General features: G+C 71.3%; 24 protein-coding genes. 10 read left to right on the top strand and 14 right to left on the bottom strand.

The window, feature by feature from the left end; genetic code table 11:
• Positions 1-31: 31 nt before the first annotated feature.
• A complete protein-coding gene (locus Ari01nite_RS41065) occupies positions 32-2,155 on the bottom strand; it encodes a HelD family protein (RefSeq protein WP_203788932.1) in 2,124 nt (707 codons plus the stop codon).
• A 140-nt stretch (positions 2,156-2,295) separates the two neighbouring features.
• On the opposite strand from Ari01nite_RS41065, the gene Ari01nite_RS41060 reads away from it, so the two are divergent.
• Together Ari01nite_RS41060 and Ari01nite_RS41055 are read left to right on the top strand one after the other, a co-directional pair.
• Positions 2,296-2,613 (top strand): ArsR/SmtB family transcription factor, encoded by a 318-nt coding sequence (locus Ari01nite_RS41060; RefSeq protein WP_275410923.1) that lies wholly within the window; start codon positions 2,296-2,298, stop codon positions 2,611-2,613.
• Positions 2,610-3,071 (top strand): SRPBCC family protein, encoded by a 462-nt coding sequence (locus tag Ari01nite_RS41055; RefSeq protein ID WP_203788928.1) that lies wholly within the window; start codon positions 2,610-2,612, stop codon positions 3,069-3,071. The genes Ari01nite_RS41060 and Ari01nite_RS41055 overlap by 4 nt, the downstream gene beginning before the upstream one ends.
• A gap of 4 nt (positions 3,072-3,075) precedes the next feature.
• Here the strand turns inward: Ari01nite_RS41055 and Ari01nite_RS41050 are convergent, their stop codons facing one another.
• Positions 3,076-4,041 (bottom strand): alpha/beta fold hydrolase, encoded by a 966-nt coding sequence (locus Ari01nite_RS41050; protein ID WP_203788926.1) that lies wholly within the window; start codon positions 4,039-4,041, stop codon positions 3,076-3,078.
• Between the two features lie 222 nt (positions 4,042-4,263).
• Here Ari01nite_RS41050 and Ari01nite_RS41045 point away from each other — a divergent pair, with 222 nt between their 5' ends.
• Positions 4,264-4,884: a carbonic anhydrase gene (locus Ari01nite_RS41045; protein WP_203788924.1), complete on the top strand. Its 621-nt coding sequence runs from the start codon at positions 4,264-4,266 to the stop codon at positions 4,882-4,884.
• Here Ari01nite_RS41045 and Ari01nite_RS51125 read toward each other — a convergent pair.
• Both Ari01nite_RS51125 and Ari01nite_RS41035 read right to left on the bottom strand, forming a co-directional pair.
• Entirely contained in the window at positions 4,881-5,513 is a 633-nt protein-coding gene (locus Ari01nite_RS51125; protein ID WP_203788922.1) for an HIT family protein, read from the bottom strand. The two genes, Ari01nite_RS41045 and Ari01nite_RS51125, sit on opposite strands and share 4 nt — an antisense overlap.
• Before the next feature lie 261 nt (positions 5,514-5,774).
• Positions 5,775-6,101: a hypothetical protein gene (locus Ari01nite_RS41035; RefSeq protein WP_203788920.1), complete on the bottom strand. Its 327-nt coding sequence runs from the start codon at positions 6,099-6,101 to the stop codon at positions 5,775-5,777.
• 235 nt (positions 6,102-6,336) lie between these two features.
• Between Ari01nite_RS41035 and Ari01nite_RS41030 the strand changes: the two genes are divergently transcribed.
• Together Ari01nite_RS41030 and Ari01nite_RS41025 are read left to right on the top strand one after the other, a co-directional pair.
• Positions 6,337-6,828: a DUF3145 domain-containing protein gene (locus Ari01nite_RS41030; RefSeq protein WP_203788917.1), complete on the top strand. Its 492-nt coding sequence runs from the start codon at positions 6,337-6,339 to the stop codon at positions 6,826-6,828.
• Between the two features lie 83 nt (positions 6,829-6,911).
• Positions 6,912-8,615, top strand: a complete 1,704-nt coding sequence (locus Ari01nite_RS41025) for a glycoside hydrolase family 3 protein (RefSeq protein ID WP_203788915.1) — start codon at positions 6,912-6,914, stop codon at positions 8,613-8,615.
• A 192-nt stretch (positions 8,616-8,807) separates the two neighbouring features.
• Here Ari01nite_RS41025 and Ari01nite_RS41020 read toward each other — a convergent pair whose 3' ends face one another.
• The 6 genes from Ari01nite_RS41020 to Ari01nite_RS40995 form a co-directional block, all read right to left on the bottom strand.
• Complete coding sequence (locus tag Ari01nite_RS41020) at positions 8,808-10,277, bottom strand: acyl-CoA carboxylase subunit beta (RefSeq protein WP_203788913.1); 1,470 nt, start codon at positions 10,275-10,277, stop codon at positions 8,808-8,810.
• A 13-nt stretch (positions 10,278-10,290) separates the two neighbouring features.
• A complete protein-coding gene (fabF, locus tag Ari01nite_RS41015; RefSeq protein ID WP_203788911.1) occupies positions 10,291-11,517 on the bottom strand; it encodes a beta-ketoacyl-ACP synthase II in 1,227 nt (408 codons plus the stop codon).
• Position 11,518: 1 nt separating this feature from the next.
• A complete protein-coding gene (locus Ari01nite_RS41010) occupies positions 11,519-11,761 on the bottom strand; it encodes an acyl carrier protein (protein ID WP_203788909.1) in 243 nt (80 codons plus the stop codon).
• Between the two features lie 58 nt (positions 11,762-11,819).
• Positions 11,820-12,770: a beta-ketoacyl-ACP synthase III gene (locus Ari01nite_RS41005; RefSeq protein WP_203788907.1), complete on the bottom strand. Its 951-nt coding sequence runs from the start codon at positions 12,768-12,770 to the stop codon at positions 11,820-11,822.
• Entirely contained in the window at positions 12,767-13,951 is a 1,185-nt protein-coding gene (locus tag Ari01nite_RS41000; RefSeq protein ID WP_203788905.1) for an acyltransferase domain-containing protein, read from the bottom strand. The genes Ari01nite_RS41005 and Ari01nite_RS41000 overlap by 4 nt, the downstream gene beginning before the upstream one ends.
• Positions 13,952-14,106: 155 nt before the next feature.
• The gene (locus Ari01nite_RS40995; protein ID WP_203788903.1) at positions 14,107-15,294 is read right to left on the bottom strand and encodes a PucR family transcriptional regulator; all 1,188 of its coding nucleotides are present in this window, start codon (positions 15,292-15,294) and stop codon (positions 14,107-14,109) included.
• 282 nt (positions 15,295-15,576) lie between these two features.
• Between Ari01nite_RS40995 and Ari01nite_RS40990 the strand changes: the two genes are divergently transcribed.
• From Ari01nite_RS40990 to Ari01nite_RS40975, 4 genes are all read left to right on the top strand, one after another.
• Positions 15,577-15,795 (top strand): hypothetical protein, encoded by a 219-nt coding sequence (locus Ari01nite_RS40990; RefSeq protein WP_203788901.1) that lies wholly within the window; start codon positions 15,577-15,579, stop codon positions 15,793-15,795.
• Positions 15,796-15,978: 183 nt separating this feature from the next.
• Positions 15,979-16,536 (top strand): TetR/AcrR family transcriptional regulator, encoded by a 558-nt coding sequence (locus Ari01nite_RS40985; RefSeq protein WP_203788899.1) that lies wholly within the window; start codon positions 15,979-15,981, stop codon positions 16,534-16,536.
• A gap of 46 nt (positions 16,537-16,582) precedes the next feature.
• Positions 16,583-17,059, top strand: a complete 477-nt coding sequence (locus Ari01nite_RS40980) for a sigma factor-like helix-turn-helix DNA-binding protein (RefSeq protein ID WP_203788897.1) — start codon at positions 16,583-16,585, stop codon at positions 17,057-17,059.
• Entirely contained in the window at positions 17,056-17,829 is a 774-nt protein-coding gene (locus tag Ari01nite_RS40975; RefSeq protein ID WP_203788895.1) for a hypothetical protein, read from the top strand. The genes Ari01nite_RS40980 and Ari01nite_RS40975 overlap by 4 nt, the downstream gene beginning before the upstream one ends.
• A gap of 8 nt (positions 17,830-17,837) precedes the next feature.
• Here Ari01nite_RS40975 and Ari01nite_RS40970 read toward each other — a convergent pair whose 3' ends face one another.
• From Ari01nite_RS40970 to Ari01nite_RS40960, 3 genes are all read right to left on the bottom strand, one after another.
• Positions 17,838-18,500 carry a hypothetical protein gene (locus Ari01nite_RS40970; RefSeq protein ID WP_203788893.1) on the bottom strand — a complete coding sequence of 221 codons (663 nt, stop codon included), beginning with the start codon at positions 18,498-18,500 and terminating at the stop codon, positions 17,838-17,840.
• A gap of 354 nt (positions 18,501-18,854) precedes the next feature.
• The gene (gene gltX / locus Ari01nite_RS40965) at positions 18,855-20,261 is read right to left on the bottom strand and encodes a glutamate--tRNA ligase (protein WP_203788891.1); all 1,407 of its coding nucleotides are present in this window, start codon (positions 20,259-20,261) and stop codon (positions 18,855-18,857) included.
• Between the two features lie 13 nt (positions 20,262-20,274).
• A complete protein-coding gene (locus Ari01nite_RS40960; RefSeq protein WP_203788889.1) occupies positions 20,275-21,516 on the bottom strand; it encodes an MFS transporter in 1,242 nt (413 codons plus the stop codon).
• Between the two features lie 81 nt (positions 21,517-21,597).
• Between Ari01nite_RS40960 and Ari01nite_RS40955 the strand changes: the two genes are divergently transcribed.
• The gene (locus tag Ari01nite_RS40955; protein ID WP_203788887.1) at positions 21,598-22,131 is read left to right on the top strand and encodes a dihydrofolate reductase family protein; all 534 of its coding nucleotides are present in this window, start codon (positions 21,598-21,600) and stop codon (positions 22,129-22,131) included.
• 67 nt (positions 22,132-22,198) lie between these two features.
• Here Ari01nite_RS40955 and Ari01nite_RS40950 read toward each other — a convergent pair.
• The coding region (locus tag Ari01nite_RS40950; protein WP_438872281.1) for a transketolase-like TK C-terminal-containing protein at positions 22,199-23,504 on the bottom strand (1,306 nt) is incomplete at its 5' end.

The raw sequence follows: 23,504 nt of genomic DNA, 5'->3' as shown, positions 1-23,504 counted from the left end.
TCTGCTCATGGGTGCCAGTCAGGGGTGCCAGTCAGGGGTGCCAGCGCGGATCCGTCCCGACGGTGGTCAGGCGCTGGGTGGCCCGGGAGAGTGCGACGTACAGCGTGCGGATGCCGGCCGGATCGCGGGTCAGCGAGCCCGGCTCGACGAGCACCACGGCGTCGTACTCCATGCCCTTGGCCTCCAGCGCCGTGACCACCTGGACCCGCTCGGGAAGCCCGGCCACCCACCCGGCCATCTCCTCCCGGCGCGGCACCGGCGTGATCACTCCGATCGTCCCGTCGACCTCGGTGAGCTGTTTCTCGGTCACCTCGCGGACCACGTCCGCGAGCGCGGCCGGCTCGGCCACCAGGTCGACCGGGTCGACGCCGGTGCTGCGGACGGCCGACGGCAGCGGCAGGTCCGGCATGATCGTGCGGATCACCGACGCGGCCACCGCGAAAATCTCGGCCGAGTTGCGGTAGTTGGTGGTCAGCGCGTAGCTGTTGCGCTTGCGCGAGCCCAGCGCACGGTCGCGGGACCGGTCCAGCTCGGCCGGGTCGCCGGCCCACGCGGTCTGCGCCGGGTCGCCCACCACGGTCCAGGAGGCATAGGAGCCGCGGCGCCCGATCATCCGCCACTGCATCGGCGAGACGTCCTGCGACTCGTCCACCACCACGTGCGCGAAGTCGCGGTAGTCCTCGTCGCGCTGCACCTGCTGGGCCCGGGCCGCGGCCTGCCGGTCGGCATAGGTGCTGACCTCCTGGATCCCGTCCCGAACGTGGAACGGGTTTTTGGTCTTGCGAGCCGGCTGCCGGGGCCGGCCCATCAGCTCGTCCAGCTCGTCGAGCAGCGCCACGTCGGCGATCGTCGGCCCGTGCTCGCCCAGCCCGTCGAACGAGCCCTGGAGGGTGCCGATCTCCTCGCGGGAGAGCAGGCCGTTCGCGTACCTACGAAGCCGGCCCGGATTGGCCAGCCAGCGCAGCACCCGCATCGGGGTGAACCGCGGCCACCAGGCCTTGAGGAACTCGCGGAAGTCGGTGCGGTCGGCCAGTTCCGCCTCGAACTCGCGCTTCTCCGGCAGACCGGTGACCTTGAGCTGGCGGGCCTGCTGCCAGAGCGCGTCGAAGACCCGGTCGAAGCCGGTGCCGCGGACCTCGTTGCGCCGGGCCCCGCGGGGCAGCGCCCGGCGGCGGAGGTCGTCGAGTTGCCGGGCGTCCAGCCGCAGCAGCGCGCCGCGGTAGAGCAGGCGCAGCTCGGTGGGCCCGTCCGGCACGGCGTCGTGCGAGGCGCGCTCGAGCACCCGCCGCATCCGCAGCGAGCCCTTGATCGCCGCGACCGGGCCGGGGTCGACCCGGGTGGCGTCGTAGCCGGGCATCAGCGAGCCGAGCGAGCGCAGGGTCGCGGTGTCCTCGCCGAGCGAGGGCAGCACGGTCGCGATGTACTCGACGAAGACGCCGGACGGGCCGACCACCAGGATGCCGCCGCCGGCGAAGCGGCTGCGATCCGAGTAGAGCAGGTACGCGGCGCGGTGCAGCGCCACCGCGGTCTTGCCGGTGCCCGGCCCGCCGGTCACGATCGTCACGCCGGACGCGGGGGATCGGATCGCGTCGTCCTGCTCGCGCTGGATGGTGGCGACGATGTCGCGCATGCCGTGCCCGGTCGCCTTGGACAGGCTGGCCAGCAGCGCGCCGTCGCCGACCACCCGCATGTCCGGCGGCGCCGAGTCGGGGTCGAGCAGGTCGTCCTCGATGCCGGTGACCCGCTCGCGGCTGGACTGGATCATCCGGCGGCGCACCACGCCGAGCGGTTCGGCCGCGGTGGCCCGGTAGAAGGCCGCGGCCGCGGGCGCCCGCCAGTCGACCACCAGGGGCTGCGAATTTTCGTCGCGGATGCCCATCCGGCCGACGTAGTGGGTGGCCCCGCCCCGGAGGTCGAGCCGGCCGAAGACCAGGCCCTCGTACTCGGTGTCGAGGGCACGCCGGCGCCGGGCCGCGTGGTAGACCATGGCGTCCCGCTCGACCAGGGCGCCGAACGTGCCGACGCCGGCCAGCTGGTAGCCCTCCTTCTCGGCGCGCGAGGCGTCCCGGCGTAGCTCGGTGAGCCGGGCGTAGACCCGGTCCACGTGCTGCTGCTCGACCGCGATTTCCTGTTGCAGGACGGTGGGATCGCTCAAGTCCGTGGATCTCCCTGTTTCCGCGCCCCTGTCGGAAGGGGGCAATCGAACTTACTCCTCCGCCGCTGGCTGCGTCTAAGCGGGTTCTTGACAGCGCCGCGCCGGCGTGAATACTTAAGCAAGTGCTTAACCATCCTCCAGTGCTCGACCGGGTCTATGCGGCGCTCGCCGACGGCACCCGGCGCACCATGGTCGACCGGCTCAGCCGCGGCCCGGCCACGGTCAAGGAGCTGGCCGGGCCGCTGACCATGTCGCTGCCCGCCGTCCTCCAGCACCTGCGCGTGCTCGAGGAGAGCGGCCTGGTGCGCTCGGAGAAGGTCGGCCGGGTCCGCACCTGCCGGCTCCAGCCTGCCGTGTTGCAGGCCGCCGAGCAGTGGATCGCCGACCGCCGGGCCGGCTGGGAGAGCCGCCTCGACCGTCTCGAAGAGTTCCTAACCACAGAGGGAGACCAGACATGACCGACCGTTCGGCCGTGCACGACACGTTCCGGATCGAACGCCACTTCGACGCCGCGCCCGCCCGGGTGTTCCGCGCCTTCGCCGACCCGCAGGCCAAGGCACTGTGGTTCCACGGGCCGGCCGACATGAAACGGGAGGAGGACACGTTCGACTTCCGCGAGGGCGGCCGCGAGACCCAGGTGTCCGTCCTGCCGGACGGCACCCGGTTCGGGTTCTTCGTGACCTACGTCGACATCGTTCCCGACGAGCGGATCGTCTATACGTACGAAATGAGCATGAACGGGCAGCGCATCTCGGTCTCGGTGGCCACCGTCGAGGTGCGTTCCAGCGCGAGCGGCGGCACCGACTTCGCGGTCACCGAGCAGGGCGTCTACCTCGACGGGCTGGACACGGTGGCGCAGCGCCGGCAGGGCACCGAGGACCTGATGGACAACCTCGCCAAGTCCCTGGCCTCGTAGGGCCTCAGGCGGCCTGGTCGTACTGGTTCGCCTTCCGGGCACGCTTGGCGCGGCGGCGACGCTCCTCCGGTGTGCTCGAGGCGGCCCGCTCGACGATCCCGGCGAGCGCGGCCGACACCTCGGCGTGCCGCTCCAGGATCAGCATGTGGCCGGCGCCGGGAAAGACGGTCAGCTCGGTGCCCGGCAGCGCCTCGGCGATCGACTGGGCGCACGGCGGCGGGGTGAGCCGGTCCCGGTCGCCGACCAGCACGGCGGCCGGCACGTCGCCCAGCCGGGCCAGCGTGTCGAGCCGCTGCTGATCACCGATCGAGCTGCGGAAGCCACCGATGCAACGCAGCGTGGTGCGGCCCACGCTCTTCATGGTCACCTGGAGTGCGGCATCCTCGTACTCGTCGCCGAACAGAAGCCAGCGCAGGGCCGGGCGCAGGGCGGGGAGCAGCGCCCGGTGCGGCCGCCAGGCACCCGAGTGGGCGAGCAGCCCGGCACCGAGAGTCTCGCCGGCCCGCATCAGCGTGGCGAGCCGCGGAGGCAGGCCGTACTTGGTGTGGGTGTGCCCCTCGGCGGTGGTGGAGACGAACAGCAGGCCGGCCACCCGCTCGGCGAACTCGACCGGGTAGTGGTCGGCGTACTCCATGATCGTCATGCCGCCCATCGAGTGGCCGGCCAGCACCACCGGACCGTTGCCGGCGTATCGGCGCAGCACCTCGGCGAGGTCGTCGCCGAGCTGCCCGAGCGTCGCCGAGCCCAGCCGGGTCGATCCGGACCGTCCGTGACCGCGCGTGTCGTACGTGATGATCCGGGGCTGCCGGACGCCGAGCCCGCGCAGCGCCGCGATCTGCTGGTGCCATGTGCGCCGGTCCAGGCACCACCCGTGCAGCAGCACGACGGTCACCTCGGCATCGGCCGGACCGAACACTTCGACGTGCAGGGTCACACCGTCGGCGAGAGTAAGTTCCGAGCGCTCGGACATGGGCACCTCCGCAACTTTCACGGCCCCGTTGTACCCGCGGGTAATAAGCATCACTCGCGATCGAGCCTTTTGCCACTGGCGGCAGCGGTTTTCTGCCCATTCGTCGTGACATTCGCACCTTGCGCTTCTAACCCGCACCCACAGTGATGGCTCGTTGACCCCGGAACGTGAGTTGCCTCGCACTCACTGTTCACAGGGCCGAACTCGGCGAGAATCTCTCGTATGACGACCGACCCGTCGGCGGCAGCGGCCACACCGATCACGGACGCCGCAGACGCCCTCGCTGAGCTGGTAGCCGGCAACAAACGCTTCGTGAGCGGCCGCCCCGAACACGGCCACCGGGTCTCCGCGGCCGCGGCCGCTTCCGGCGGCCAGCAGCCGCACGCCGTCGTGGTCGGCTGCATCGACTCCCGGGTGCCGCTGGAAGCGATCTTCGACCAGACCTTCGGCAACATCTGCGTGGTGCGCTCCGGCGGCCACGTGGCCGACCGCGCCGTCCTGGGCTCGGTCGGCTTCGCCGTGCTCAAGCTCGGCGTACCCCTGATCATGGTGTTGGGCCACAAACGCTGCGGCGCCGTCCAGGCCACCGTCGAGGCGGTACGCGCCGGCGACCACCCCGGCGGCGACATCGGCTACCTGGTCGACCAGCTCGCACCCGCGGTCCGCCAGGTCGACATCGAGGCCCCCGACGCCGCCGAACAGGCGATGCGTGCCCACGTAGCCCGCACGGTCGCCCGCATGCGCGAGATCGACGGCGTGGCCGAGGCGGTCCGCGCCGGCCGGGTCGACGTGGTGGGCGCGGTCTACGACCTGGACACCGGCTGGGTCGATCTCCTGAGCTAGGAGAAGTACGCCCGGAGCCGCTCGGCGTAGGGCAGGCGCTCGGCTTCGCTCACAAACTCGGGGTAGGGCCGCGAGCCGTAGAGGTTGTCGCCCGCATACCGCGGAAAGACGTGCACGTGGTGGTGCCAGGCGTCCTGGTTGCCCGCGGGCTCGTTGTGCTGCCGAACCGACGTCCCGTCACACCCGTACGTGCTCCGAATGGCGACCGCGACCTCCTTGACCAGGTCGTGCACGGCATGCCCCTGGACCGCCGGCAAGTCATACAGGTTCTCAACATGCCCGTTCGGCACAACCAGGACATGTCCGTGGTTTCCGGGCCACCACCGAGGCGACACCAGCGCGGTAGCCAACCCACTGCGCCGAACTACATCCCGCTGCGTATTGACCCACCCATCGTCCCCACCCGCTACAAGCAGACAAAACGGGCAGGCGTAGCCATCCGGCTCATGGTTGTACACAGCGCCCCTCCGCGGTAGCCAGGGCTGCCGACCATAGCCTCTCCATGCCGCCGCCCGCGCTCCCGAACTTGGGCGATGCCCGAGCCGGGCGTCGCCAGAAGCCTGCCCGATAAATGCGCGAATAAGCTGACTTGAGAGACGTGCGCGGTCAGTGCTGGAGTGGGACGGCATTGCAGGAGTGCGCTGCTCCGACCCGACCGACCAAATTGCCCGATCTCGTCGCACTGAGGGCGCTTGGGGTGAGGTGGTTTCCGCATCGGCGCGGGGCGGAAGCGGGTGGATGCGGCCCGCCCAGCGCGCAGGTCACGCGTACATTCAAGGTCTTTTGGGGGGTTGATGCCCGAATGATCTCGGTGCGATGTTGATCAGTGGGTGCGAAAAGGGCGCCTCGCTGCCGACGGCAGCTAGACGCCCTTGCCGGAGCGTGCGGGGTCAGCCCTCGAAGACGCCGGCGTCGACGAGGCGCTTCTCGGTGTCGCCCCAGCCGTGCTGAGGGTTGGCGGTCTCGAGTGCGTTGAGCTCGGCGCGGATTTTGGCGCCGTGGCCGGCGGCGGCGAGGATGCGGATCTCCTCGACGAACGCGTCCGAGTCGGTCTTGAGGTGCGCAGTCTTGCCGTTGGTCAGGTTACGCACGTAGGCGAAGCGGCCGTTGGCGAGAGGGATCAGGTACTTGTACTCGCCAAGCACGCTGAGAGCACCACCGGCTCCCTGGCCGGCGCGGACTGATGCGCGGGCGGTCTTTGAGGTGTTGCTCGCCACGGCAGTACTCCTTGAGAAAAAGCAGAAAAAAGGCCGTGGCAACTCTACACGACGGCCCGCGGACCGTGCCGTCGGAGCAGGTCCGGCCGTTGGGCAGGGTGTGCCACTACGGCAGTTCCGATGTCGATGTTGCCGATTCTCTGGCGCACCATCAGTACCAACCGGCATCATGGGACACGATCAACCGCGGTCGAGGTCGTAGGGGAAGACGCACCTCGGTCTCCGGGAGGTCACCGTGCCAACGTGTGGCGTCGTATACGTCCACTCGACCCCACTTGCCGTGTGCCAACACGTCGAGTGGGCGATCGCGCGCGTCCTGACAGCGCCGGTCAACCTGCAATGGACCGCCCAGCCGGTTGATCCCGGCATGCGGCGGGCCGAATGCAGTTGGACCGGCCGGGCCGGGACCGGCGCTGAGCTGGCTGCTGCCCTCCGGCAGTGGCCCATGATCCGTTTCGAGGTAACCGAGGAACCCAGCGCGGGCGTGGACGGCGAGCGTTTCATGCACGTGCCGGGGCGCGGGTTGTTCCACGGGATCATGGGCGCTTCGGGGGACATCCAGATCGGCGAGGACCGGCTGCGCTCGATCATGTCCTCCGCGCGAGCGCCGGAGGCCCTGTCGCATGCCCTGGAAAAGGCGCTCGGCACGGCGTGGGACGCCGAGCTCGAGCCGTACCGGTACGCCGGCGACGGCGCCCCGGTCACGCTGCTGACCCGGGTCGGCTAGATCGGCGGGTTGAGCCGGCCCGCAGGTGAAGACTGCCCGAATCTTTGCGGAGATCCGGCTGGGCTGCTTCGATGGCTGGCGTGATGAGGAGACTGCTGGTCGTACCGCTGCTCCTGGCCGCCGGCGCGTGCGGGAAGGACCAGCCCGCGCCGCCCGCCGTCGCGCCGAGTCCCGCCGCGACGGTGCCATCGTCGGCGCCCGCCTCGGTGCCGGCCGGCGACCCGGCCACCCAGGCTGCCGCGGCCGTCGCCGGCATGAACGACACCACGCTGGCCGGTCAGGTGCTGATGCCGTACGCCTACGGCAGCGACGCGACCACGGTGGACAAGACCTCTGCGGCCGGCAACCGCAGCCTGGCCGGTGTGGACACCCCCGCCGAGATGATCACCAAGTTCCACCTGGGCGGGCTGATCCTGGTCGGCTTCACGGCCCAGGACCCGACCGGCTCCACCAACCCGACCAGCAACGTGGAGAGTCCGCCGCAGGTCCGCAAGCTCACCGACGGCCTGCAGCAGGCGGCCCGTACGCTGCCCGGCGGCGCCCCGCTGCTGATCGGCACCGACCAGGAGTACGGCGTGGTCACCCGGATCACCAACGGGGTGACCGCGCTCCCGTCCGCGATGGCCGTCGGCGCCGCGGCCCAGCCCGCCCTCACCGAGGCCGCCTGGCGCGCCGCCGGAGCGGAGCTGTCCGCCATGGGCATCACCGTCGACTTCGCCCCGGTGGCCGACACCCTCGGGCCGCCCGCCAACACGGTGATCGGCTCGCGCGCGTTCGGCAGCGACCCCCGGGCCAACGCGCAGCAGGTCGCGGCCGCGGTGCGCGGCCTGGAGGGCGCCGGCGTGGCGGCCGCCGTCAAGCACTTCCCGGGGCACGGTCACACCAGTGGGGACAGCCACGAGGGACTGCCCGTGGTGGCGCTCAACCGGGCGCAGTGGACGGCCCAGGACCGGCCCACCTTCCAGGCCGGTGTGGACGCCGGTGCCGGCGTGGTGATGTCCGGCCACCTCGACGTGCAGGGACTCGACAAGGGCGTGCCGGCCACCTTCTCCCGCAAGATCATGACGGACCTGCTGCGTACCGAGATGAAGTTCACCGGCGTGGCCGTCACCGACGCCATGAACATGCCGCCCGCCAAGAAGTGGCCGGCCGGCGAGGCCGCGGTCCGGGCACTGAACGCGGGCAACGACCTGCTGCTCATGCCCCCGGACATCACCGCGGCCCGGGACGGCATCCTGGCCGGCCTGAAGGGCGGCTCGCTCAAGCGGGAGCGCCTGGTCGAGGCCGTCACCCGCATTCTCACGCTGAAGTTCCGGCTGGCCGCCACCGCGCAGCCGGAACTCGCCGTGGTCAACTCGGTGAAGCACCAGCAGGCGGTCGGCGCGCTCGGTGCCGCCTCGGTCACGGTGTTCCGCGGCCCGTGCTCCGGCGCGCTGGTCGAGGGTCCGGTCACCGTCACCGCGGCCGGCGGCCGCGAGGTGGCCAGGATCAACCTGGTCCGTGCTTTGCAAGCGGCAGGCGTCCAGGTCCAGGCCGCGGGTGGCAAGGTCATCCACCTGGTCGGGTACGGAGACAAGTCCGTCGACCTGGATCCGGCCGCGGCCGTGACGGTCATGATGGACACCCCGCACCTGCTCGCCGCGGCGAAATCCCCGGCCCTGGTCGCCACGTATTCGTCCAGCAAGCTGTCGATGACGGCGCTGGCCGCGGTGGTCGCGGGCAAGGCAAAGGCGCCGGGGAAGTCACCGGTGGCGGTGACGGGCTTGCCGCGCTCGGCCTGCGGCTGAGGCAGGGGTCTCGCGGACAATCCGTTAGCGGCGACAAATCTGCCGAAACGGATATATCTACTATGCCGAATAAATCAGGCGGAGTGGGCGGAGTGCGGCCGAGCGGGGGTGCGGCCGAGCGGGGGTGCGGCCGAGCGGGGGTGCGGCCGAGCGGGGGTGCGGCCGAGCGGGTGGGGCGGAGTTGGGGCGTGATCAGAGCGGGATGTTGCCGTGTTCGCCGCGGGCGGCCGGAGCGGCGGCCAGCGCCTCGGCGATCCGGCGGCGGGTGTCCTCCGGTTTGATCATTTCGTCAACCACGCCGATCTCCAGGGCCCGGCCGACGCCGCCGGCCACCTCGGTCTGCTCCTGGACCAGCCGCTCGCGCAGCGCTTCGCGTTCCTCGGGCGGCGCGGCGGCCAGTTGCTTGCGGTTCAGGATGTTCACCGCGGCGCCGGCGCCCATCACCGCGACCTCGGCCTGCGGCCAGGCGAAGACCGCCGTCGCGCCGAGCGCCCGCGAATTCATGGCGACGTACGCGCCGCCGTAGGCCTTGCGGGTCACCAGCGTCACCCGGGGCACGACCGCCTCGGCGAACGCGTGCAGCAGTTTGGCGCCGCGGCGCACCACGCCGTCCCACTCCTGGCCCAGCCCGGGCAGATAGCCGGGCACGTCCACCAGCACGATCAGCGGCACGCCGAACGCGTCGCACATGCGCACGAAGCGGGCCGCCTTCTCGGCGCTGGACGCGTCCAGGCAGCCGCCCAAGCGCAACGGGTTGTTGGCGATCACGCCGACCGTGCGCCCGCCGAACCGGCCCAGCGTGGTGACCACGTTCGGCGCCCACCTGGCGTGCAGTTCCACGCCCGGCTCGTCGAGCAGCGCCTTGACCACCGGCTTCACGTCGTACGCCCGGTTGGCCGCGGCCGGCATGGTGGCGCTGAGGTCGTGGCTGCCGCCGTCCAGCACGTCGGGCACGCTGATCCGGCCCTGGTGACCGAGCAGGACGGTGAGCCGGCGGGCCTCGGCCAGCGCGGTCTCGTCGTCCTTGGTGGTGATGTGCACGACCCCGGAGCGGCGGCCGTGCGGTTCCGGGCCGCCGAGGCGTTCCATGTCGACCTGTTCGCCGGTGACGCTGCGGACCACCTCGGGGCCGGTTACAAAGATCCGGCCGGCCTTGCTCATGATCACGATGTCGGTGAGCGCCGGCCCGTACGCGGCGCCGCCCGCCGCCGGGCCGAGCACCACCGAGATCTGCGGTACCCGGCCGGAGGCCCGCACCATGGCGGCGAAGACCTGGCCGACCGCGTCGAGGGCCACCACGCCCTCGGCGAGCCGGGCGCCGCCGGAGTGCCAGAGGCCGAGCACCGGCACCCGCTCGCGTACCGCGGTGTCGATCGCGTCGACGATGTGCCGGCAGCCCACCAGCCCCATGGCGCCGCCCATCCGGGTGGCGTCGGTGGCGAAGGCGATCGCCGGGGTGCCGTCCACCTCACCGCGCGCGTACAGCACCCCCGATTCATCCCGAAGGGCCTCTGGTTCTCCGCGCCGCCAGGCGTCGGTGGCAGCAGAGTCGCGGGGTGCCAGTAGACGCAGGGTGCCGCGGTCGAACAGGGCCCGGAGGCGAAGCTCCGGGTCCCGGTTGTCGACGGCGGCCGCGTCCAGGCCCGATGAGGTGGCGGTCACGGCAGCTCCTGATCTAGGGGCGGGTGAAGATCAGCGCCACGTTGTGGCCGCCGAAGCCGAACGAGTTGTTCATCGCCGCGCGGATCTCCATCTGGCGGCTCTTGTGGGCCGCCACATCGAGGTCGAGGCGCTCGTCCGGGTCGTCGAGGTTGATGGTGGGCGGCACGACGCCGTCCCGGATGGCGAGGATGGTGGCGATCGACTCGACCGCACCGGCCGCGCCGAGGAGATGCCCGGACATCGACTTGGTCGAGGTGACCACCGGGTGGTCGCCGACCGCGGCCTTGATGCCCAGGACCTCGCCCATGTCGCCGACCGGCGTCGAGGTGGCGTGCGCGTTGACGTGGGCGATGTCGGCGCCGGTCAGGCCGGCGTCGCGGATCGCCTTGGTCATCGCGCGGATGCCGCCCTTGCACTCCGGGTCGGGCTGCACGATGTCGTAGCCGTCCGAGGTGATGCCGGCGCCGGCCAGCCGGGCGTAGACCCGGGCGCCGCGGGCGGCCGCGTGGTCGGCCCGCTCGAGCACGACCGCGCCGGCGCCCTCGCCGAACACGAAGCCGTCGCGGCCCTTGTCCCACGGACGGGATGCCTTTTCCGGCTCGTCGTTGCGGGTCGACATGGCCCGCATGGCGGCGAATCCGGCGAACGGCAGCGGGTGGATGACCGCCTCGCTGCCACCGGCCAGCACCACGTCGGCGCGGCCGGAACGGATGATGTCCAGGCCGAGGGAGAGTGCCTCGGCTCCGGTCGCGCAGGCGCTGGCCATGGCGTGTACGCCAGCCTGAGCGCCCAGTTCGATGCCGATCCAGGCGGCCGGCCCGTTCGGCATCAGCATCGGCACCGTGTGCGGGCTGACCCGCCGCGGTCCGGACTGCTCCAGGATGTCGTCCTGGTCGAGCAGTGACTTCGCACCGCCTATTCCGCTGCCGAAGCTGACCCCGAGGCGCTCCGGGTCGAGACCCGAGCCCTCCAGGCCGGAGTCGGACCAGGCCTGCTTCGCGGCGATCAGCGCGATCGCCTCGGAGCGGTCGAGCCGGCGCATCCGCACCCGCTCGATGACCTCGGACGGTTCGATGGCGAGCTCCGCGGCGATCCGGACCGGGAGCTGGGCAGCCCACTCCTGGGTGAGCAGTCTCACCCCGGAGCGGCCCGCGAGCATGGCGTCCCAGGTGGACGCGACGTCCCCGCCCAACGGGGTGGTCGCGCCGAGCCCGGTGACGACGACGTCTACGTTGCTCATGTCAGTGGTTCGCCTCGATGTAGGTCACGGCGTCGCCGACGGTCTTCAGGTTCTGCACCTCGTTGTCCGGGATCTTGACCCCGAACTTCTCCTCGGCGGCCACCACGACCTCGACCATGGACAGGGAGTCGACGTCCAGGTCATCGGTGAAGGACTTCTCCTCGGCGACGTCGTCCGGGTTCACCCCGGCGACCTCCTCGAGGATCTCGGCGAGGCCGGAGGTGATCTCTTCGCGAGTTGCCATCTTCTTGGTGATTCCTCTCAACTGGTGGGGAGGTGCTCCGATCAGGACCGACCGCGCCTCAGGGGCAGCGGACGACCTGGCCGGCGTAGGTGAGGCCGCCGCCGAAACCGAACAGCAGCACGGGAGCGCCCGAGGGCACCTCGCGACGCTCGATCAGCTTGGACAGGGCCAGCGGCACACTGGCCGCCGAGGTGTTGCCGGACTCGACCAGATCCTTGGCGACGACCACGTCCGGCCCGAGGCCGAGCCGCTTCACGATGCCGTCGATGATCCGGGTGTTGGCCTGGTGCGGTACGAACGCGGCCAGCTCGGACGGCTCGACGCCGGCCCGGCGGCACGCCTCGATCGCGAACGGGGCGAGCGCCGTGGTGGCCCAGCGGAAGACCGCCTGGCCCTCCTGCTTGATGTACGGCTGCCAGCCCTCGATCTTGAGCACGTCGCCCTTGTCGGGAGCGGAGCCCCAGAGGACCGGGCCGATGCCGGGCTGCTCGCCGTCTGGCACCGCGGTCAGCACCGCCGCGCCGGCACCGTCGCCGAACAGCACCGCGGTGGTGCGGTCGGTCCAGTCGGTGACGTCGGAGAGTTTTTCGGCGCCGATCACCAACGCGTTGCGGGACGCGCCGGCGCGGATCGCGTGGTCGGCGGTGCCCATCGCGTACGAGAAGCCGGAGCAGGCGGTGTTCAGGTCGAACGCGGCCGGCGCGGCGATGCCGAGCCGGGCCGCGACCCGCGTCGCGACGTTCGGGCAGCGGTCGATCGACGAGCAGGTGGCGACCGTGACCAGGTCGATGTCGGCGGCGGTGAGGCCGGAACCGGCCAGTGCCTTTTCCGCCGCGAAGGTGGCCATGTCGGCAACGGTCTCGGCGTCGGCGATGCGCCGTTCCGCGATGCCGACCCGGTCCTTGATCCACGCGTCGTTCGTGTCGATCGTGCTGGCCAGGTCGTCGTTGGTGACGACTCGCGAGGGCTGGTAGTGCCCCATCGCGACGATGCGGGAACCCGCGGTCATCGAGTTGCTCCTTCGGTATGCCCGCCGATCCGGGCGATGGGCTGCCCCGGCGCGACCGGGTCGTCGTGGTGGGCCAGCCACTCGGTGAGCGCGCCACCCGCGTGCGCGGTCAGTTCGACCTCGCCCTGGCGGGTCACGACGTGTCCGATGACCTGGCCGGCCCGGACGTCCTGGCCCTCGTCGAGGCCGTCGGCCGGCCGGAACGTGCCGGCGTTCGCCGCGACCACGACCCGGAACGACGGGACCGGCTCGTGGCTCGGGGTCACGCCGTGCCGGGCGATCAGGTCGCGGGCCGCGGGCAGGTCGTCCGGGGTGTTGAGGGTGACGATCTCGGGGGCACCGTCGCCCTTGAGTTCGCGCTTGATCAGTCCGGCCAGCGTGCCGGCGGGCGGCAGCTCGATGATGCCGGTGACGTTCAGGTCTTTCAGCGTGCGCATGCAGAGGTCCCAGCGCACCGGCGCGGTGACCTGGCGGACCAGCCGCTGGAGCACCTCGCGCCCGTGCACCACGGCGCTGCCGTCCAGGTTGGAGAGCAGGATGCGAGCCGGGTCGGTGGTGGTGACGCCGCCGGCAACCGCGGCCAGTGCGGTCTCGGCGGGGGCCATGTACGGCGTGTGGAAGGCACCGGCCACCTGGAGCGTGATGACCCGCACCTTGGCCGGCGGATCGGCCGCGAACTTGGCCAGCGCGTCCCGCCCACCGGCCGCCACGATCTGCCCGGCGCCGTTGCGGTTGGCCGGATGCAGCCCGTGCTGCTCGATCGCCGCGAGGACCTCGCCGGGGTCACCGCCGAGGACCGCGCTCATCCCGGTCGGCTCCAGCGCGCAGGCCGCGGCCATCTCCCGGCCGCGCACGCCGGCCAGGGTGATGGCGGCCTCGGCCGGCAGCACGCCGGCCAGGGCGGCTGCGCCCAGCTCGCCCACGCTGTGCCCGGCGACCAGGCCGACGTCGTGCATCGGGAGGTGGTCGGCGGCCAGCAGCGCGGCCGCGACCAGCAGGGGCTGGGTGCGGGCGGTGTCCCGGATCTCGTCGGCGTCCGCCTCGGTGCCGAGGTGGCGCAGGTCGACGCCGGCGAGGGCCGACCACCACTTCAGCCGGGCGTCGGCATGCGGAAGATCGACCCAGGGGGTCAGGAAGCCGGGCTTCTGAGAGCCCTGGCCGGGCGAGAGTACGGCGAGCACGGTTTTGACTCTTCCGGATGGGTCGGTGTTCCGCGGTTGACGGCGGCAACGAAACCCTACGACTACTGTTGTGGGGTTTCTACAAAAGGGGGGTTAACTTGTCTAACTTCAGCCCCATTTGATACCACCAGCCTAGCGTGCCAGGCGCTGGTGATTTAGCTCGCAGGATCGAGTCGCCCGATGGTCAGTGCCAATCGGAGTGCGAACGCGTCCCGCCCGTCCAACGGCGACAAACCGGTCACCTCGGCAACCCGCTTGAGGCGATAGCGGACCGTGTTGGGGTGCACGAACAGCTCGCGAGCCGCACTCTCGAGTACCCCGCCGGCGGCGAAGAATGCGTCCAGGGTCTCCAGCAGTCCGCCACCGGCCCGGGACAGTGCACCGTAGACGTCGTGCCGTAGCGTCCGCCGGGCCTCCAGGTCGCCGGCCAGGGCGCGTTCGGGCAGCAGATCGTCGGCGGTCACCGGATTGGGTGCACCGGGCCAGGCGGGCGCGGCGCGGAAACCGGCCAGCGCGGCCCGGGCCGACTCGGTGGCCTGGTCGAGCGACGGCACGGCCGGGCCCACCACGATCGGCCCCGCGCCGAAGCTGGGCGCCAGCGCGCCGGCACTGGCCGCCGGGTCGGTGGCGCCGCCCATCACCACCACCAGCCGGTCGCCGTGCACCCCGCCGATCACCTCGAGCCGGCCCCGGCGCGCGGCCCGGTAGACGGCGTGCAGCACCGCGGTGATGTCGCCGCCGGGGGAGCGGCCCACCACCACCGCGACCGGTGGCTTGTCGGCCCAGCCCAGTGCGGCCGCCCGGCTTGCCAGCACGTCCGAGGAGTCGCCGCGCAGCAGGGCGTCGACCAGCATGGCCTGCAGCCGGGCGTCCCAGGCGCCGCGTGACTCGGCGGCGCGCGCATAGACCCGGGCGGCCGAGAACGCGATCTCCCGCGAGTACCGGAGGATCGCCTGGAGCAGCGCCTCCTCCTCGCCGGGCGCGGCCAGCCGGTCCACCTCGGACTCGGCCACGTCGATGGTCGCCTTGATCAGCTGGACCGCCTGGGTCAGCGTGATCGACCGGGCCAGCGCCCGGGGCGCGGCCGCGAACACCTCGTCGGAGATCTCCTGGGTGGTCTCGGCGACGGTGCCGCCGGAGCGCAGCCACTCGACCAGCGAGCGGACGCCGGCCTGGGCCACCAGCATGATCCAGGAGCGCTGATCGGCCGGCAGCGCGCGGAACCAGGGCAGGGTCTCGTCCATCCGGGCCACGGCCGAGGTTGCCAGCCCGCCCGCGCTACGCTCGATTCGGCGCAGAGTGGCGGCGAGCGGGGGTTTCGCCGGGCCGGCGGTCTCTGCCACGCAGACAGGGTGCCACGCCGCCGGTCGGATACCCGAGCGCCGCCGGGCGTGCCGGACGGCGCGTTTCTCCAAGATCGCAGGTAAACGGGCGGATCCCACTCGCTAGATGTCTGTTTTATGAAGTTTTGGGGTCTTTGGGGGGAGTAGCGGTGCGCCCCTACCGTGATTTCGGTCGGTGACCTGGCATGGTGTCGCCTAGCGTTGCCCGGCTCACCGTCCCGGACGGTAATACCCGGCCCGGCGCTGCCGATCAAAGACCGCGTGACGATGGGGGGTGGCGAGATGCCGGAGCCGCAGGACGGGCCGCTGTGCGCCGACAACGATCCTGTGCTCGACGACGCGACGCCGCCGCCGATTGCCGAGGACGAGGCGGGGCCCGGGCCGAGCCGGATGGGGTGCCTGACCGAGCTTCGCGGCTGGGCCGGTGCCCACCTGCACGGCGCGGTGCGTCCGCGCCGCCGGGCCGCCGGTCGCGGCCGCCCGCCCAGCCGCTGGTGCTGAGCCGCTGGTGCTGAGCCGCTGGTGCTGAGCCGCTGGTGCTGAGCCGCTGGTGCTGAGCCGCTGGGTTGGGCCGCTGGGTTGGGCCGCTGGGTTGGGCCTGGTGCTGAATCCGCTCACCCGACCGGGTGAGCGGTCCGGGCGCGTCTCGGCGCCGGGGACCGCCCGGCCGGTACCGGTTGTGCGGTGGACGACAAGCGGCGGCAGATCCTGGACCAGGCCCTGGCGCTGGTCGACGAGCGCGGCCTGGCCGCCATGTCGATGCGAGCGGTGGCCGAACGCGTCGGTCTCACCTCGATGGCGCTCTACCCGTATGTGGGTGGCAAGGACGCGCTGCTCGACGGTCTCGTCGACCTGCTGCACCTGGAACTGGGCACCGCGGTCGGCGCCGATCCGGCCGAGCTGGACTGGCGGCACCGGCTGCGCGCGGCCGGCCGGGCCGTGCGCCAGCTCGCGTACGCCCACCCTGGTGCCTTCCCGCTGCTGCTCAACCGCTCGGCCGCGGGCGCGTCGGCGTCCTGGCTGACCGCCGCCCTGCGCGGCATCCTGCACGACGCCGGGGTGGCCGACGACCGGATTCCCCGGCTGGCGCGGATGATCTGCGCGTTCCTGCTCGGCTACGCGACCGGCGAGGTCACCGGCGGCCTGCCGGCAGCGGCGGGCGGCGAGACCGGATCCCGGGAGTTCGAGGCCGACCTGGAAGATCTGGTACGCCTCGTCGAGCTGTCCGTTCGGGGAGTGTGAGGCGGTTTCGTCCCGCTGTCACCCAACATTCGCCTATAAAGGTGCCATGTCCGGCGACGACGAAGGGCTCCGCGAGTTTGTGATCAGCCGGCTGCCCCACCTGCGGCGGTCGGCGTTCCTGATGTGCGGCGACTGGGATCTGGCCACCGACCTCACCCGGGACTGCCTGGCCCGGGTGGTGGCCGACAGCCGGCGCGGTGCGGTGGCCGATCCGGACGTCTACGCGTACGCGGATCTGATGGAAGCCTGCCGCAAGCGGAACCGGCGGCGGGAGCACGTCTTCGTGGCCTCGGCCGGCGCCGAGGGCGTCGCGGCCGAGTCGATCCTGCTGCTGGACGCGCTGCACAAGCTGGCCCCGCGATGCCGGGCGGTGCTGGTGCTGCGCTACTGGGACGGCTTCGACGTGGACGCCACCGGGGCGATGCTCGACCTCGACGACGAGCGGGTGGCCGCCTACGAGAAGGCCGGTCTGGCGGCGCTGGAAAAGCTGCTCACCGACTCGGAAGCAGCGATGGCCGGATGAGCGTGCAACTGGGCAAACTCCTCGAGCACGTGCTGGACGGCGAGCCGGCGCTGGGCGACGAGGTGGACGAGGTGTTCCGCCGGGCCGACCGGCTGCGCCGGCGGCGTACCCGTGCCTTGATCGCCGCCGGTGCCGCCGCGGCCGTGACCATCGCGGCCGCCGGATATCTGCTCACCACCACCCTGCTGCCGGACACCACCGAGCGGGCGCCGGTGGCCGGGCCGCCCAGCGCCGTGCCGGTGCCGTCGGCCATCGCCGACCCGGTGCTCGCGATCGTGGCGCCGCTGGTGGACGACCAGGGCATGCACATCTTCCCGAGGCCGCCGGAACGCGGCAACGGCTGGCGGCAGTACTCGGTGGTGGACGAGGAGGGCAAGCCGCGCGGCACCGTGGAGATCGCCGTGTACCCGGCGCCGGAGGACCTGTGCTTCCCGGTGCTGGCCGCGCCCGGCAAGTGCGCCCGCACCGAGTGGGCGCCGCGCGGCATCGAGTACGTCCGCTACGACGACGACCAGGACCTGGACTGGCAGGTGCATCAGACCATCGCGCGACGGATCTCGGACGGCCGCACGGTCGCCGTGATGGCCACCGGGGAGCGGGGCACCGACGACGCGGACGCGGGCAAGCCGGCACTGACCGGTGCGCAGGTCGAGGAGATCGCCACCGATCCGCGGCTGGCCGGCGCTTTCGGGCCGAACGAGACCTGTACCGGGCCGTCGTCCGGAGCCTGCCCGGTGTTCCGGGTGCCGGTGCCGGTCGAGATCGACTAGGACCGGCCCTAGATCCGGCGGCGGATCAGGTAGGCGATGCCGGCCAGGCCGCACAGGATGACGATCAGCACGGCGCCGTTGAGCAGCAGCACGCGGCGCATCTCGTCGAGGAAGTTGTTCATCTCGGTGGCCGGGTCGATCGCCTCGGTGCCGATGTCCACGCCGACGCCGCCGCCGATGCCGCCGGCCACCACGTCCGGCCGGGCCTCCAGCGGCACGCCGCTGACCCGCAGCGTCTCACTCATGGTGAGCCGGCCGTAGAACCAGCCGGCCGCCTTCTTACCGCTCGGCTGGTTGGCCGGGCGGTAGGCGCGAGGGCCGCCGGCCGCCATCGGGTAGAGGTCGTAGACCTGGGTGGGCACCGTCTTGATCATGACGGTGAGGACGAACTTGGGGCCGAGCGCGTCGGCTTTCGGAGCGACCGCGTGCGGTTTCGCGCCCGCCATCCAGTTGACCTCGCCGAGCAGGTTGTCGAACAGGCGGGCCTGACCGGACTGCTGGACGACGAGGGTATCCTCGATGCCCTTGCCCTCGATCTGGATGCTGGTCGGTTTCGGCAGAGGCTTGGGCGCGGCGGTCGCCGCCGCGGGGCCGGTGCCGAGCGCAAGCGCGACGACGACGGCTACCGATCCGGCCGCTTTGGCCAACCGGGTTATCGCCTCTGGAACCATCGTCCGGCCTCCCCGCCCCGTGGTGGACATGGCTTCGCGCGCTGCTGGTCGTGCCGCGACGGTGGATCGCGACCGGGCCACGCGCTCTAGCCTCCCCGGACAGACGCCCGGGCGCATCTCGAGCCGGACGAATTGAAGCCATCTGGGGATGACTGACGAGACGACAACGACCTTTGATCAGCGGCCGAATACTACCCACCCCGGGCAAGCGGCAGGGAAGTCGGTCACCCGCCTGGCTAAATTCGTTACCGTAACGACGAGTAACGATGGACGACCGGGCAGCAAGTGCGATAAAAACGAAAAATTCGGTACGGGGGACATGTCGCCCACGTACCGAATTAGACGGTTCGGAAGTTAGAGAGCGGCGCGGGCGGCCCGCAGCCGGGCCAGCGTGCGCTCGCGGCCGAGCACCTCGATCGACTCGAACAGCGGCAGCCCGACCGAGCGCCCGGTGACCGCGACGCGTACCGGCGCCTGGGTCTTGCCCAGCTTGAGCTCGCGGGCCAGGCCGACCTCCTCGAGCGCGGCCTTGAGCGGCTCGGCCGACCAGTCCGGCAGCGCCTCGAACGCGGCCACGGTCGCGTCCAGGATCTCGGCGGCCTCACCCTTCATCGCTTTGGCCCAGGACGCCTCGTCGCGGGCCGGCTCGTCGAGGAAGAGGAAGTCGACGTACTCCACGATCTCGGACAGCACCGCGATGCGGGTCTGCGCGAGCGGGGCGACCTGGGCGAACACGTGCGTGTCGAAGGCCGCCGGAGCCCACGGCGGGGCCGGGATCGTGTCGGTGCCCTGCAGCCAGGGCGCGCACACCGCGGCGAACTCGTCCGGCGCGAGGGCGCGGATGTAGTCGCCGTTGAACGCTCGCAGCTTCTTGACGTCGAAGAAGGCCGACGCGTGGTTGACGTCCTCGATGCGGTACTCCTGCTCGATCACCGACCAGGGCACGATCTCGCGGTCGCCGGACGGCGCCCAGCCGAGCAGCATCAGGTAGTTGCGCATGGCGGCGGCCAGGTAACCCTCGTCGCGGTAGGTCTCGAGGGCCACCTTGTCGCGGCGCTTGGACAGCTTCTGCCGCTTCTCGTTGACGATCACCGGCACGTGCGCCCAGACCGGCGGGGTCGCGCCCAGCGCCTCCCAGAGCAGCTGCTGCTTGGGCGTGTTGGGCAGGTGCTCCTCGGCCCGGATCACGTGGGTGATGCCCATCGCCAGGTCGTCCACGACGTTGGCCAGCAGGAACAGCGGCGAGCCGTCGGCGCGGGCCACCACGAAGTCCTCGAGCAGCCGGTTTTCGAAGGTCGGCTTGCCGCGCACCAGGTCTTCCACCACGGTCTCGCCCCTGTCCGGGGTGCGGAAGCGCAGCGCGCGGCCCTCGCCCGGCCCCAGCGCCCGGTCGCGGCAGAAGCCGTCGTAGCCGGTGTGCTGGTTGCCGGTGCGGGCGATCACGTCGTCCCGCTTGCAGTCGCAGTAGTACGCGCGGCCCTCGCCGTAGAGCCGGGTGGCGGCGGCGGTGTGGTCGGCCGCGTACGAGGACTGGAAATGGGGTCCCTCGTACGTGCCCCGCTCGATGCCGATCCAGTCCAGCGCCGAGATGATGCCCTCGGTCCACTCGGGACGATTGCGGGCGGCGTCGGTGTCCTCGATCCGGAGCACGAAGACACCCCCGTGCTGCTGGGCATAGATCCAGTTCTGCAGCGCCGAGCGGGCGCCGCCGACGTGGAACATGCCGGTCGGGGACGGAGCGAAACGTACGCGAACAGTCACCCGACCAGAGTACCTATGGGACCGAACGGATTTTCACCACGGCTACCGCTCCGAGCAGGGTGACCAGGGCGGTGAGGCCGAACAGCGCCGGGTAACCGCCGAGGTGGGTGACGATCGGCGCGGCCAGGGCCGGGCCGAGCACCTGCGGGGCGGCCGAGGCGATGTTGATGACCCCGAGGTCCTTGGCGCGGTCGGTGGCGGCGGGCAGCACCTGGGTGATCAGCGCGGTGTCGACCGCCAGGTAGACCCCGTAGCCGGCGCCGAACAACACCGCCGCGACCTGGGCCACCGGCCAGGTCGGCCAGATGCCCAGCAGCAGGGCCGCGATCGCGATCAGCACGCCGGACCAGATCACGAAGATCTTGCGGCGGCCGAGCCGGTCGGAGAGCCAGCCGCCGAGCATCGCGGTCGAGATCATGCCGGCCGTGTAGAGCAGGATCATGATCAGCAGGCCCTCGTCCGGCTTGGGCAGCTTGACCGCGTCGGACAGGAAGTAGAGCAGGTAGAGCGTGCCCAGCGCGTTGCCGAGCTGGACCAGGAACCGGGTGCCGAAGGCCCAGGCGAAGTCCGGGTGTTCGCGGAGATTCAACTTCCAGCGGGTACGCGTGACCGGCACCTCGGCGAGCGGATCGTCCGGGGTGATCATGACGAACGGTGCCACCAGGACGACCAGGCCGAGCGTCATCAGCAGGTAGCCCGGCCCGGTCTCGGTGACCACCGCGGTGACCAGGATCGCGCCGAGCACCAGGCCCAGCGCCTGTGGCATGCCGATCCAGCCGGAGACCAGGCCGCGCTGCGAGACCGGCACCCGGTCGGGCACCGCGGCGGTCAGCGTGGCCAGCATGATGTTGAGACCCAGTTGGGCGCCGGCCCAGCCCAGCGTCACCCACAGCAGGTTCGGTGCGTCGGCCAGGGCGACCAGCGAGATCACCGCGAGAATGCCGCCGCCCACGGTCCAGCAGTGCCGCCGGCCGTAGGTGCGGCCGAACAGCCGCAGCCGGGTGCGGTCGGAGAAAGCGCCGGCCAGTGGGTTCACGATGATCGCGACGAGCGCGCCGATGCCGGTGACGACGCCGAGCCAGGCCTCCTTGTGCGACCCGGCGAGTGCGGCGACCTGCTCGGGCAGCAGCACCTGGATGGGCGTGAAGAAGGCCATCCAGAGACCCAGGTTGGCGGCGAAGAGAAGACCGATCCAGGAGCGCCGGACCGGTACGACGGGTTCGGCGAGCGCTGGCACCCCGTGGGCGACGGCCATCCGGCCTCCCTAACGCGAATTTTCCTCGGAGGTTAAGGGATACATGGCCCTTCCGGGAAGGGGCGGCGTAGGGTGGTCGAAATGGGCAAGATCGTGGCGGTGGAGTATGTGACCCTCGACGGCGTCTTCGAGGAGCCCGCCTGGAGCGGTCCCTACTTCAACGACGAACTCGGCAACTGGCAGGCCGCCAACCTGCGCGAGGCCGGCGCGCTGCTGCTGGGCCGCCGGACATACGAGGGCTTCAAGGCCGCCTGGCCGCAGATGGAGGCCGAGACCGGCGACTTCGGCGTCCGGATGAACTCGATGCCCAAGCACGTGGCCACCACCACGCTGACCGAGCCGGAGTGGAACGCGACGTTCCTGGCGGGTGAGCTGGCCGACGCGGTGGCCAAGCTCAAGACCGAGCCCGCCAACCTGCTGATCAACGGCAGCGCCTCCCTGGTCAACTACCTGACCCGGCACAACCTGATCGACGAGTACCGCATCATGATCTACCCGGTGGTGACCGGCGAAGGACGCAAGCTCTGGGACGAGGGCACCAAGGTCGCGCTGAAGCCCACCGACACCTGGCAGACCACGACCGGGGTCCAGGTCGTCACCTACGTGCCCGCCTGACCGTGCCCGCCTGACCGTGAGTCCGCCGGCGGCCCGCCCTGAGTCGGCAGGCCGCCGGCGGCGGGAATCAGCTGTCGCCGCCGGTCTCGCCGACCGGGGCCGCCGAGACGTCGTCGATCGCGTATTTCTTGGCGGCCTCGGCCGGGACGTGCGCCGGCACCTTGCCGCGCAGCGCGAGCTGACGCAGCGTGGCCACGGCCACCGACTCGCCGTCCACGTGGAAGTGGCGGCGCAGCGCGTGCCGGGTGTCGCTCATGCCGAAGCCGTCGGTGCCCAGCGACGTGTAGTCGTTCGGCACCCAGCGGGCGATCAGGTCGGGCACCGCGCGCATGAAGTCGCTGACCGCGACGACCGGGCCCTCGGTGCCGTCCAGCTTCTGTTCCACGTACGGCTTGCGGGGCTGGTCACCGGGGTGCAGCAGGTTGTGCTCCTCGGTCTCGACGGCGTCCCGCCGCAGCTCGGTCCACGAGGTCACCGACCAGACGTCGGCGCCTACGCCCCAGTCCTGGGCGAGCAGCTGCTGGGCCTTGAGCGCCCAGGCCATGCCGGTGCCCGACGCCAGCAGCTGCGCCTTGGGCCCGGTGGTCTCCGGCGCCGGTGAATACCGGTAGATGCCCTTGAGCAGGCCCTCCACGTCGAGGTCGTCCGGCTGCGCGGGCTGCACGGCCGGCTCGTTGTAGATGGTGAGGTAGTAGAAGACGTTCTCCTGCCGCTCGCCGTACATCCGGTGCAGGCCGTTCTCGACGATGTGCGCGATCTCGAACGCGAACGCCGGGTCGTACGCCACCACGGCCGGGTTGGTCGCCGCGATCAGCAGCGAGTGCCCGTCCTCGTGCTGCAGGCCCTCGCCGTTCAGCGTGGTGCGGCCGGCCGTGGCGCCGAGCAGGAAGCCCCGGGTCATCTGGTCGGCGGCCGCCCACAGCTCGTCCGCGGTCCGCTGGAAGCCGAACATCGAGTAGAAGATGTACAGCGGGATCATCGGCTCGTCGTGGGTGGCGTACGAGGTGCCGGCCGCGATGAAGCTCGCCGTCGACCCGGCCTCGTTGATCCCCTCGTGCAGGATCTGGCCGTTGGTCGCTTCCTTGTACGACAGGAAGAGCTCCCGGTCGACCGAGGTGTAGGTCTGGCCGTGCGGGGAGTAGATCTTCTTGGTCGGGAAGAGCGAGTCCATGCCGAACGTACGTGCCTCGTCCGGAATGATCGGCACCCAGCGCGCGCCGAACTCCTTGTCCTTCATCAGGTCCTTGAGGAGCCGGACGAAGGCCATGGTGGTGGCGATCTTCTGTTTGCCGCTGCCGCGCTTGATGTCGCCGAACGCCTTGGAGTCCGGGATCGCCAGCGACTTGGCCTTGGTGCGCCGGGTCGGCACGAAA

The sequence above is a fragment of the Paractinoplanes rishiriensis genome, from assembly GCF_016862375.1.
Classification (GTDB): Bacteria; Actinomycetota; Actinomycetes; order Mycobacteriales; family Micromonosporaceae; genus Actinoplanes; species Actinoplanes rishiriensis.
The sequence above is the reverse complement of the archived record's forward strand: the minus strand, read 5'-3'. Positions and strand labels throughout refer to the sequence as shown.